Annotated in this window: 12 protein-coding genes; 11 read left to right on the top strand and 1 reads right to left on the bottom strand. The window is 35.2% G+C overall.

Annotated features, from left to right (window positions below; all coding sequences use genetic code 11):
• The first annotated feature begins 40 nt into the window (after positions 1-40).
• From TY11_RS07565 to glnA, 8 genes are all read left to right on the top strand, one after another.
• Positions 41-490 carry a Dps family protein gene (locus TY11_RS07565; RefSeq protein WP_042144682.1) on the top strand — a complete coding sequence of 150 codons (450 nt, stop codon included), beginning with the start codon at positions 41-43 and terminating at the stop codon, positions 488-490.
• A 30-nt stretch (positions 491-520) separates the two neighbouring features.
• Positions 521-1453, top strand: a complete 933-nt coding sequence (miaA, locus tag TY11_RS07560; protein ID WP_042144680.1) for a tRNA (adenosine(37)-N6)-dimethylallyltransferase MiaA — start codon at positions 521-523, stop codon at positions 1451-1453.
• Between the two features lie 42 nt (positions 1454-1495).
• Positions 1496-1720, top strand: a complete 225-nt coding sequence (gene hfq / locus TY11_RS07555) for an RNA chaperone Hfq (RefSeq protein WP_042144678.1) — start codon at positions 1496-1498, stop codon at positions 1718-1720.
• A 214-nt stretch (positions 1721-1934) separates the two neighbouring features.
• Positions 1935-2867, top strand: coding sequence for a stage V sporulation protein K (gene spoVK / locus TY11_RS07550; RefSeq protein WP_042144675.1), 933 nt, complete (start codon positions 1935-1937; stop codon positions 2865-2867).
• A 62-nt stretch (positions 2868-2929) separates the two neighbouring features.
• Positions 2930-4171, top strand: a complete 1242-nt coding sequence (gene hflX / locus TY11_RS07545) for a GTPase HflX (RefSeq protein ID WP_042144673.1) — start codon at positions 2930-2932, stop codon at positions 4169-4171.
• A gap of 4 nt (positions 4172-4175) precedes the next feature.
• Positions 4176-5405, top strand: coding sequence for a methionine gamma-lyase family protein (locus TY11_RS07540; protein ID WP_042144671.1), 1230 nt, complete (start codon positions 4176-4178; stop codon positions 5403-5405).
• Positions 5406-5509: 104 nt separating this feature from the next.
• Positions 5510-5905: a MerR family transcriptional regulator gene (locus TY11_RS07535; protein ID WP_042144669.1), complete on the top strand. Its 396-nt coding sequence runs from the start codon at positions 5510-5512 to the stop codon at positions 5903-5905.
• A gap of 36 nt (positions 5906-5941) precedes the next feature.
• Positions 5942-7273 (top strand): type I glutamate--ammonia ligase, encoded by a 1332-nt coding sequence (gene glnA, locus TY11_RS07530; RefSeq protein WP_042144667.1) that lies wholly within the window; start codon positions 5942-5944, stop codon positions 7271-7273.
• 304 nt (positions 7274-7577) lie between these two features.
• On the opposite strand, the gene lexA is transcribed toward glnA, so the two are convergent.
• Positions 7578-8201 carry a transcriptional repressor LexA gene (lexA, locus tag TY11_RS07525; protein WP_042144665.1) on the bottom strand — a complete coding sequence of 208 codons (624 nt, stop codon included), beginning with the start codon at positions 8199-8201 and terminating at the stop codon, positions 7578-7580.
• 274 nt (positions 8202-8475) lie between these two features.
• Between lexA and TY11_RS07520 the strand changes: the two genes are divergently transcribed.
• From TY11_RS07520 to tkt, 3 genes are all read left to right on the top strand, one after another.
• Positions 8476-9135, top strand: coding sequence for a YneB family resolvase-like protein (locus TY11_RS07520; RefSeq protein WP_042144663.1), 660 nt, complete (start codon positions 8476-8478; stop codon positions 9133-9135).
• 87 nt (positions 9136-9222) lie between these two features.
• Complete coding sequence (locus TY11_RS07515) at positions 9223-9459, top strand: DUF896 domain-containing protein (RefSeq protein ID WP_042144661.1); 237 nt, start codon at positions 9223-9225, stop codon at positions 9457-9459.
• A gap of 94 nt (positions 9460-9553) precedes the next feature.
• Positions 9554-11554, top strand: coding sequence for a transketolase (tkt, locus tag TY11_RS07510; protein WP_042144659.1), 2001 nt, complete (start codon positions 9554-9556; stop codon positions 11552-11554).
• Positions 11555-11771: the final 217 nt, after the last annotated feature.

The following is an 11771-nucleotide window of genomic DNA, read 5'->3' as shown; positions in this document are numbered from 1 at the left end:
AAAAATAAGCGCTTTATGATCTTATAAAGGTGGAGTACAGGTGGAAAATCAAAATTTAATTAAATTCTTAAATCAATTATTATCGAACCAATTTGTGATGTATGTGAAATTACACCGTTATCATTGGTTCGTCCAAGGAAGGCATTTTTTCGCGCTTCATGCATTATTTGAAGAAATGTATAAAAAGATCGCAAATGATCTTGATGAAGTTGCAGAGAGGATTCTGATGATTGATGGAAAACCGCTAGCAACCATGTCAAAGTATTTAAAAGAAGCTACTGTAGTAGAAGCGAATGCAGATGATAAAGAAGACGAAATAATGGACCAGTTACATGCAGATTATATGCAGCTAATCGCTGAAATCCGAGATGTTGGATTTAAACTTGCTGACGAACGAAGTGATGAACCAACAAAAGATTTGTTAATTTCTCTTCTAGGAAGCTATGAAAAATATGTTTGGATGTTATCTGCCTATCGGGCGTATAAATAATAAAAAGATTATTTTATTAGGGGAAGTTGAATGAAACAAAAAGTTATTGCGATAGTTGGTCCCACTGCTGTTGGGAAAACTAGACTTAGTATAGAGGTTGCTAAAAAGTTTGGTGGGGAGATTATTAGTGGTGATTCCATGCAAGTTTATAAAGGGATGGATATCGGTACAGCCAAAATAAAAGAAGAAGAAATGGAAGGAATACCACATCATATGCTTGACATTAAGTCCCCAGATGAAGAATTCTCTGTTGCCGATTTTCAATACTATGTTCAGAAATATATAAAAGAAATATCAGCGAGAAACCACATTCCTATTATTGTTGGGGGAAGTGGTCTATACATACAAGCAGTTCTCCAGGATTACAATTTTTCTAAAGAAAAGAGAGATGATGCCGTAACGAAAAGATTAGAGGATGAAATGAAGCAAAATGGCATTGATTCATTATTTAACCGTTTAAAGATAATCGATCCTAACCAAGCTGAAAAAATCCATCCAAATAATTTTCGAAGAGTCCTTAGAGCGTTAGAAATCTTCGAAAAAACTGGTTTAACGATGACCGAGTATCAAAAGCAACAATCAAATATAAGCCCATACGAAAGTATGTTAGTCGGCCTTGAGATGGAACGAGTAATACTTTATAGTCGAATCAATCAACGAGTTGATGACATGGTTAAGGAAGGTTTATTGGAAGAGGTTAAAGTATTGATTGAAAAAGGCTATCAAAACTATCAATCAATGAAAGCAATAGGGTATAAAGAATTAATTCCTTATTTTTCTGGAGAAGTTTCTTTAGATGAATCACTCGAAATATTGAAACGCAATTCAAGGAGATATGCTAAAAGGCAATATACATGGTTTAAGAACAAAATGGATGTAAATTGGTATGAACTTACCCCGTCAACAATGAATGAAAAAATTAAAGACATTTTAGCCAATTTAGCAGGATTTATTGAAAGTTAAGTAGAAATATATAGTATAGATAGAAAAGAGGAGGAAAATCAGGTGGCACAATCTGTGAACATTCAGGATCATTATTTAAATCAATTACGAAAAGATCATATTTCCGTTACCGTGTTTCTCACGAATGGTTTTCAGTTAAGAGGCATAGTCAAAGCTTTTGACAATTTTACAGTTTTGTTGGAATCCGAAGGTAAACAGCAATTAATCTTCAAACACGCTATTTCCACTTTTGCACCATCTAAAAACGTAAATCTGGATAAAGAATAAACTGTAACGAACGCTTTAATAGCGTTCGTTTTTGGTTTTCACGTTACGAAATATTATCATGAAAATTTCATCGTAGTTAATATTTTTTAGTACCGACTAGAAAAACTTTCAATTCGCTTCTCGAAAAGCAAATTCGAGTTTTTATAATGGAATAGGCATTTGTCACAACTTTATTGCTCTCTACGTATAATAAGATGACTAAGGAGTGATAAAGTTGGGTACTCAAAGGATTCATCATAAAAATGGAAAAATAAATATTGTCTTACAAGATAATCACGCTGCTAAACTAGATAGTGTTCAACAAGAATATATTGGAAAAGACCCATTTGCTCATATTGATCAAGAACTATCCACTTTTGTTGGAATGGATAATTTAAAACGAAAAATAAAAGAAATCTATGCATCTATTGTTATTAATGAAAAACGAACTCAGATGGGTCTTTCCAATACAAAGCAAGTATTGCATATGCTATTCAAAGGAAACCCAGGGACTGGAAAAACAACTGTCGCTAGAAAATTAGCTAAGATATATTTTGATATGAACTTATTATCTAAAGGACATTTTATTGAGGCCGAAAGAGCAGATTTAGTTGGGGAATATATAGGTCAAACAGCACAGAAAACTCGTGCCTTAATTCATAAAGCGATGGGTGGAATTCTCTTTATCGATGAAGCTTATTCTTTAGCAAGAGGAGGGGAAAGAGATTTTGGAAAGGAAGCGATTGACACACTAGTGAAACATATGGAAGATAGTGGTGATGACTTTGTGTTAATCCTAGCCGGTTATCCATATGAAATGGACCGATTTTTAACACTTAACCCTGGATTGAAATCAAGATTTCCTTTCATTCTCGAATTCCCGGATTATGAAGTCGATGAATTGCTTGAAATTTCACGGCAAATGGCATCTGATAGAGAATATCAATTGTCAAAAGATGCCGAATGGAAATTAAGGAATTATCTATATAAGCAAAAGAATAATATTAATAGAAACTTTTCCAATGCCCGATTTATCCGAAATGTTATTGAACATGCTATACGAATGCAGGCGGTAAGATTACTTTATAAGGATAATATCTCACCAGACGAACTTATACTACTAACAGGAAATGATTTAAAATTAGAGGATATCGAGTCGATTTGGTAAGCCTTATATCATCTAATCATACTCATATATTCAGCAACAAAAGAAGGAGAGAAAAAGAACTCATGTCAGAAGAAAGAATTATTGCAATAGCTGTAAAAAAACCTAACCAACCTGATGATTTTTTTGAATCCTCCTTGGAAGAACTAATCTCTTTAGCAGATACTGCGGGAGGTAAAGTTGTAGAAGTGATTACACAAAACAGGGAGAGAATTCATTCTGCTTTTTATATTGGTGAAGGTAAGATGGCAGAAATAAAAGAAAGAATTGACGAACTAGACATAGACTTAGTGATATCCAATGATGAGTTATCCGCAGGACAGTCTAGAAATTTAAGTGATTTTTTCGAATGTCGTGTTATTGATCGAAGCCAATTAATTCTTGATATATTTGCTAGTAGAGCTAGAACGAAGGAAGGAAAGCTTCAAGTTGAATTAGCACAGCTTCAATATTTATTACCAAGATTACGCGGGCAAGGAGTCCAGTTATCTAGATTAGGTGCTGGAATTGGAACAAGAGGACCTGGTGAAACGAAATTAGAAGCGGATCAACGACATATTAGAAGACGTATCGACGATATTAAAAGACGCTTAAAACAAGTGGTAAGACAACGTGATCAATATCGGAAACGCAGAAAACAAAATGAAGTTTTTCAAATTGCGATTGTCGGGTATACCAACGCCGGTAAATCAACTATGTTTAATCGGTTAACAGGCAGTGACTCATTAGAAGAGAATAAATTATTCGCAACATTGGATCCATTAACAAGAAAAATTCAATTACCATCAGGTTTTCAAGTGTTACTTACTGATACGGTTGGTTTTATTCAGCAACTACCAACTACGTTAATTGCAGCCTTTCGTTCCACATTGGAAGAAGTAAGTGAAGCAGACTTCATACTTCATGTTGTCGATAGTTCACACCCAGATAATCAGCAACATCAGGATACCGTTTTAAAATTATTAGACGAACTAGATTGTAGCTCTATTCCGATGCTCACGGTGTATAATAAAAAGGACCTAGTAGATGATGAGTTCATACCTATCAATCGTCCCCATATAACAATTAGCGCCCTTGATGAAGGAGACTTGAAATTCTTAATCCAAAAAGTGGAAGATGTTCTAAAAGCAGAATGGGATCCATATCAAATTTCTTTAGAGGCAAAGGAAGGAAATTTGATAAATCGCTTTGAGCATGAGACAATTCTAGAGGAGAAAATATTTGATGAATCAAAGGAATCCTATATATTAAGTGGTTTTATTCGTCCAGAACATCCACTTAAAGGTAGTGTAAAGGAGAAAGATTAGAAATATGATAGAGAAAGTCGCAGAACAAGCAGAAAAAGATATTGCAACTATACATCAAAAAATCAATCAGACAGTTGAAGTAAATCAAAAAAGGGTACTTGACGCTTTTAAAAAGAATAGAGTAAGTGATAGCCACTTTAATTCAACAAGTGGCTATGGTTATGATGATATTGGACGAGATACACTTGAAGCGGTTTATGCCGATGTCTTTGGAGGGGAATCGGCAATTGTTAGACCCCAACTAGTATCTGGTACACATGCTATTACAACTGTATTATTTGGCTTACTAAGACCAGGGGATGAACTTCTCTATATCACGGGAAAACCGTATGACACACTTGAAGAGGTAATAGGAAATAGAGAAGAGAACACAGGTTCTTTAAAAGATTTTAACATTACATATAATGAGGTAGCTTTAAAAAAAGATGGAAGTATTGATTATCCTGCAATTAAAGAAAAGATTAATGCTAGAACAAAAGTTGTTGCTATTCAACGTTCTAAAGGATATGCAGATCGCCCATCTTTTACAGTCGACGAAATTGCTGAAATGGTTTCGTTTGTTAAATCAATTCGAGAGGATATAATTATTTTCGTGGATAACTGTTATGGCGAATTTGTAGAAGATAGGGAACCTTTACATGTTGGAGTAGATATCATAGCTGGCTCTTTAATTAAAAACCCAGGTGGGGGAATTGTACGAGCTGGTGGATATATCGTTGGTAAAGACGATTTAGTGACATTTTGTTCCTACCGTTTAACAGCACCAGGTTTAGGGAAAGAGTTAGGTGCTACCTTCCATTTACTGCAAGAAATGTATCAAGGTTTTTTCTTAGCACCACATATTGTTGGTGAAGCACTAAAAGGTGCTGTGTTTACATCTAGGTTTTTGGATTTATTAGGATTTATAACAAAACCACATTATCAAGCAAAAAGAACAGATCTTATTCAAACTGTAACCTTTGAAACGACTGAACAAATGATAGCCTTTTGCCAAGCAATTCAAAAGAACTCACCAGTCAATTCTTTTGTCACCCCGTATCCTAGTGAGATGCCAGGATATGAGGATGAAGTAATTATGGCAGCGGGTACCTTTATACAAGGATCAAGTATTGAATTATCAGCAGATGGACCAATCCGTTCACCATACACTGCATTTGTGCAAGGTGGATTGACCTACGCCCATGTAAAAATAGCTTTAATAGATGCAGTTAAAGTAATGAATTCATTGAAATAAAGAGTTATTAATAACTCTTTATTTTTTTGTAAGAAAACCTTACATAGCGTTGACAGAAAACCTAACACACTGTATACTAATTTTTATAAAAGGGAGGTCAGGTCATGAATGATAAGGATCGTCGTTCGATGCCTTTATTTGGAATTGGAATAGTTATGAAGCTTACAGAACTTACCGCAAGACAAATACGCTATTACGAAGAGCAAGGATTAATAAATCCTGAACGAACGGATGGCAACCAACGATTATTTTCATTCAATGATGTTGATCGTCTTCTAGAGATTAAAAACTACTTAGATAAGGGATTAAACCTTGCTGGAATTAAATTATTGCTATCCGAAGAGGAACTAAAAGAAATACCGGTTCAAGAGAAAAAACAGACTGAAATTTCTAAAAGAGAATTAAGAGAAATCTTAAAAAGCGAAATCTCTGGAGCTGGCCGTTTTGGAAAAGCAAGTTTACGCCAAGGGGAACTATCACGATTCTTTGTGAATCGTTAGTTAAATAATAACTACACTATAGGAGGGAATTAATTTATGGGTTATTCTCGTGAGGAAATTGAAAGAAAAATTAAAGAGGAAAATGTTAGGTTTATTAGACTTCAGTTCACAGATATGTTAGGTACGATTAAAAATGTTGAAATTCCTCTTAGTCAATTGGATAAGGCATTGGACAATAAAATGATGTTCGATGGATCATCTATTGAAGGTTTTGTACGAATTGAAGAATCTGACATGTATTTATATCCTGATTTAGATACCTTCGTTGTATTTCCTTGGACATCTGAAAAAGGAAAAGTAGCTCGCTTTATTTGTGACATTTATAATCCAGATGGTACACCATTTGAGGGGTGCCCAAGATACAATCTAAAGCGCAATCTTATAATGATGGAAGAGTTAGGTTTCGATGCGTTTAATATTGGAACAGAGCCGGAATTTTTCTTGTTTAAATTAAATGAAAATGGAGAACCTTCACTAGAGTTAAATGACCATGGTGGATATTTTGATTTAGCTCCAACTGATTTAGGAGAAAACTGTCGTCGTGATATTGTACTTGAACTAGAGGAAATGGGATTTGAAATTGAAGCATCTCATCATGAAGTTGCTCCTGGACAGCATGAAATTGATTTTAAATACTCTGATGCTGTTAAACACGCTGATGATATCCAAACTTTTAAATTAGTGGTTAAAACTATAGCAAGAAAGCATAATTTGCATGCAACGTTTATGCCAAAACCTTTATTCGGTGTGAATGGTTCTGGAATGCATGTAAATATGTCTTTGTTTAAAAATGGCGAAAATGCATTCTTCAACCCTAACGGTGAGTTACAATTAAGTGAAACTGCTTACCAATTCATTGCAGGTATTATGAAACACGCACTAGGTTTTACTGCGGTTACCAACCCAACTGTGAATTCTTATAAGCGCTTAGTTCCTGGTTATGAGGCACCAAGTTACGTTGCTTGGTCAGCCATGAACAGAAGCCCATTATTACGTATTCCAAATTCAAGGGGAGTTAGTACCCGTGTAGAAGTACGTAGTGTAGATCCTGCTGCCAATCCTTATATGGCATTGTCAGTTTTACTAGCGGCTGGACTTGATGGTGTAAAATCTAAATTAACACCACCACCAGCTGTCGACAGAAACATTTATGTGATGACCCATGAAGAGCGGATGGAAAACCATATTCAAAATTTACCTGCTACACTAATGGATGCTTTAGGTTTACTGAAGGAAAATGAAATTATTGTAAACTCATTAGGTGAGCATTTATTTGAACATTTTGTGGAAGCAAAAGAGATTGAATGGGATATGTTCCGTACGACAGTACACCCTTGGGAACGTGAGCAATACTTAACTATGTATTAAAAGATCATTTCAAATAGCTGTTTTCATAAAGTTTGTTGTTTTTATTTTCCGTATTGATAGATATTGTGCGGTAACTAGAGATTTATGGTTGAGCAACAACCCGCTACGGAAAGCGGAGTATTCTGCCGAAGCGGTATCTATAGCACTCTATTCGTCAAGAAAGTGATATTAGACAGTAGTTACCGCACAGTTTCTATCAATTGTATGAGAATCAACAATTCTATAAAAAACAGCCTTTTGAACAAAATAAAAAGCTGATTGACACAGGATATCCTGTGTTAACCGGCTTTTTTATTTTGTAAAACTATTTTATATGACGATATAGACCGACAACCTTGCCGAGAATAGAAACGTTATTATAGATTAGTGGTTCCATTGTAGCATTCTCCGGTTGCAGCCGAATATAATTTTTTTCTTTAAAAAATCGCTTTACAGTTGCCTCATTATCCTCTGTCATGGCAACAACAATGTCTCCATTTTGGGCACTGTTTTGTTGTTTGACAATTACCATGTCCCCATCCAAAATTCCTGCTTCAATCATACTTTCACCATCAATGACAAGTACAAATAAATTCTCATCTGGTCCAGCAGTAGAGCTAGGGATTGGGACGAATTCCTCGATATTCTCAACAGCTGTTATTGGTATACCTGCTGTTACTTTACCAATTACAGGAGCATAACGAGCTTCATCTTTTGGTATATTATTTTCTTCTTCCAAATCTAGTATTTCTATTGCTCTTGGTTTAGTAGGGTCACGACGGATAAAGCCTTTACTCTCTAATCTGGAAAGGTGGCCATGAACAGTGGAACTAGAAGCTAGACCTACCGCTTCAGCAATCTCTCTTACAGAAGGTGGATAACCTTTTATCTTAACTTGTTCTTTTATGTAATCAAGAATTGCTTGTTGTCTAGTTGATAATTTTGTCATCTATTAAACACCTCACACATATTATTTATTAATGATAGTTTACCATTGATAAACAGGAAAAGCAAACATTCGTTCGAAAAAGTGTTGACAAGAGCGTACGTTCTGTTATACTAGATGTAGCGAACAAAGGTTCTTACATTGAATAATCAGGAAAGGATGTTGAAGAAATGTTTAGTAAAGTAAATAAAACGGATCTTTTTTATATTGTTGCTTTTGCTTTAACCTTAGGTTTCTTATACATTTCATTAATTAGTGCATAATAGGAGTTTTTTAATTGGAAGTAATCATTTATTGTAGGGTAAGTACTGATAAAAAAGTGCAAGAAACATCATTATCAAGACAAAAGGAAGAATTGTATAGATTAGCAGAAAAATATAACTTCCATGTAGTAAAATGTATCGAGGAACAAGCAAGTGGATATGAGGTAGAGCGAGAAGGGATATTTGAAATGCTTGCTCTATTTGAGAGTGGACAAGCTAATGCACTTCTGATACAAGATGAAACCAGACTTGGTAGAGGCAATACAAAGATCGCTTTATATCACCAACTAGCAAAACAAAATATACCCATTTATACAGCCATACATGACGGAAAGTTAGAACTATCGGAATCAGATTCCATGGTATTACAAATTGTAGGAATCGTGGAAGAATATCAACGTAAAATTCATAATATAAAAATTAAACGTGGAATGAAAAAAGCAATCGAAAAAGGATACAAACCCATTAAAAACCTTTCTAATAATCACATGTCACCAGGGCGAGAGCGAAAGGATGTTCCGATAGCCGAAATAGTTCGGTTGCGAAATAACAACCTAACTTTTGGTGAAATAGCTAAAACTCTAAATGGACTAGGTTACCAAATTTCTAAAGCAACTATCCATCGAAGATATCAAGAATACCTATTGATTGATTCAAATAAATTGAACAGGTAATATTAAAAAGCAAGGGCATTTTATGTTCTTGCTTTTTAATATGGACTTAAATTTAGTTTAAATAGACGAATATAGGAGGTTATTGAAATGCTATCAAAGGAAAAGTTAGAACGAATTAATACGTTAGCCAAAAAAGCAAAAACGGAGGTGGGATTAACCGAAGAAGAGAAAACGGAACAGAAACAATTACGAGAAGAGTATTTAAAAAATATCCGTGGTTCCTTTAAGAATCAATTAAAAACAATGACCGTTATTGATCCAGCAGGAAATGATGTCACTCCTAAAAAGCTTCGAGATATGCAAGAACGAAACCGCCAGCATTAATCATAGTTATTCTAGTAATAGGCATACTATTACTTGTGAACCTCTATTAAAACTTGGTGTAACAACTGGTTAAAAATGAAAGGAGTTACAAAGTATGTCAAATAACGTCGAACAATTATCGATTGACACAATACGAACATTATCAATTGATGCAATTGAAAACGCAAACTCTGGTCATCCAGGTTTACCAATGGGTGCTGCACCGATGGCATATACATTATGGACAGATTTTATGAAACATAATCCGAAGAATTCAAAATGGTTCGACCGTGATCGATTCGTTTTGTCGGCAGGTCATGGATCCATGCTTCTTTATAGTCTACTTCATTTATCTGGTTATGACGTAACGATGGATGATGTAAAAGAATTCCGTCAGTGGGGCTCAAGAACACCAGGTCATCCCGAAGTTCATCATACAGACGGTGTTGAAGCAACAACAGGACCACTTGGTCAGGGGATTGCTATGGCTGTAGGAATGGCAATGGCAGAGGCACATTTAGCGTCAAAATATAATAAGGATGATGCAACTATTATTGATCATTGTACATACTCTTTAGTTGGTGATGGTGACTTAATGGAAGGTATTTCACATGAAGCTGCATCACTCGCTGGACATCTTAGATTAGGAAAGTTAGTTGTATTATATGATTCTAATGATATTTCACTTGATGGTGAATTAAATCGTTCGTTCTCTGATAATACTGAAGAGCGATTTAAAGCGTATGGATGGCAAGTAATAAGGGTTGAAGATGGAAATGACTTAAGTCAATTACGCTCAGCTATTAAGGCAGCAAAGGAAAACACGGAACATCCAACACTTATTGAAATCAAGACTGTAATTGGATACGGTTCCCCTAATAAATCTGCTTCATCTGCCTCACATGGCTCACCTCTAGGAAAGGATGAAGTGGTTTTAACAAAGGATTTTTATAAGTGGGGCCACGAAGAATTCTACGTTCCTGAAGATGTTTATGCTGATTTCAAAGAAAAGATTGTTGTTCGAGGTGTAAAAGAAGAAAGGGAGTGGGATTCAAAACTCCAATTATATAAAGAAAAATATCCGAATGAAGCGAAGGAATTAGAAGCGGCTATCAATGGAGAATTACCTGAGGGCTGGGACGATTCTCTGCCAAAATTTGAAGTTGGTAAATCGCTTGCAACTAGAGCTTCATCTGGTGAAGTTTTAAATGCTATTTCTAAAGTTGTTCCATATTTCATTGGTGGAAGTGCTGATCTAGCAGGATCTAATAAAACAACCATTAATGGCGAGGAAGATTTAACTAGAAATAATTACGGTGGTAAAAATATTTGGTTTGGAGTTCGTGAACATGCAATGGGCGCGGCTTTAAATGGAATGGCCTTACATGGTGGATTAAAAGTATATGGTGGAACATTCTTTGTGTTCAGTGATTATTTACGGCCATCAATCCGTTTATCTGCTATTATGAAAACACCGGTAACCTATGTTTTTACACATGATTCCATAGCTGTTGGAGAAGATGGACCAACACATGAACCAATAGAACATTTGTCTTCATTTAGAGGAGTCCCAAACCTTTCTGTTATTCGTCCAGCTGATGGTAATGAGACACAAGCTGCTTGGAGACTCGCAATAGAATCTACAGATCGACCAACAATGCTTGTATTAACAAGACAAAATTTACCGATACTTGAAGGTACAGATGAACATGCCTACGAAGGTGTGAAACGCGGCGGCTACGTAATTAGCGACTCCAAGAAAACAACAGCAGACGCAATTTTAATTGCTTCAGGTTCTGAAGTTCAATTAGCTATTGAAGCTCAAGAAGTACTTCGTGAAGATGATATTGATGTAAGGGTTGTTAGCCTTGCTTCTTGGGACCGTTTCGAAGATCAGGATGAAAATTATAAAGAACAAGTTCTTCCGAAATCTATCAAGAAACGTGTTGCAATCGAAATGGGATCTTCACTTGGTTGGGAACGATATGTTGGTCTAGACGGTAAAATTATGGGTATTGATACATTTGGCGCATCTGCAAATGGTGAAAAACTTATCGAAGAATATGGGTTTACAGTAAAGAATGTAGTGAAAAACGTAAAAGAATTAATTAAATAAAAGGATAAATGAGAGTGGACTGTTCGTCATAAAAATGGACAGTCCACTTTTAAATAGTGAAGATAGCACTTCCTAGCAGATATGATTTATGTAATTACCTCTAATTTTCACCTTCAATCAATAGTACGATTCAATACTTAGTTAATCTTCTATTTCGACAAAACTAGTGTTTTTTTATTTCATATAGTGACATAATTTTTTAATAGAATCGGTATAA

The sequence above is a fragment of the Paucisalibacillus algeriensis genome (assembly GCF_000577245.1).
Taxonomy (GTDB): Bacteria; Bacillota; Bacilli; order Bacillales; family Amphibacillaceae; genus Ornithinibacillus.
Note: the sequence above shows the minus strand (reverse complement) of the source record. Positions and strands in the feature narration are given on the sequence as shown.

Bases quoted from the DNA above. Each gene is read 5' to 3' on its own strand.
- miaA (WP_042144680.1), top strand. From the start codon at position 521: ATGAAACAAAAAGTTATTGCGATAGTTGGTCCCACTGCTGTTGGGAAA.
- hflX (WP_042144673.1), top strand. From the start codon at position 2,930: ATGTCAGAAGAAAGAATTATTGCAATAGCTGTAAAAAAACCTAACCAA.
- TY11_RS07540 (WP_042144671.1), top strand. From the start codon at position 4,176: ATGATAGAGAAAGTCGCAGAACAAGCAGAAAAAGATATTGCAACTATA.
- TY11_RS07535 (WP_042144669.1), top strand. From the start codon at position 5,510: ATGAATGATAAGGATCGTCGTTCGATGCCTTTATTTGGAATTGGAATA.
- glnA (WP_042144667.1), top strand. From the start codon at position 5,942: ATGGGTTATTCTCGTGAGGAAATTGAAAGAAAAATTAAAGAGGAAAAT.
- lexA (WP_042144665.1), bottom strand. From the start codon at position 8,201: ATGACAAAATTATCAACTAGACAACAAGCAATTCTTGATTACATAAAA.
- TY11_RS07515 (WP_042144661.1), top strand. From the start codon at position 9,223: ATGCTATCAAAGGAAAAGTTAGAACGAATTAATACGTTAGCCAAAAAA.
- tkt (WP_042144659.1), top strand. From the start codon at position 9,554: ATGTCAAATAACGTCGAACAATTATCGATTGACACAATACGAACATTA.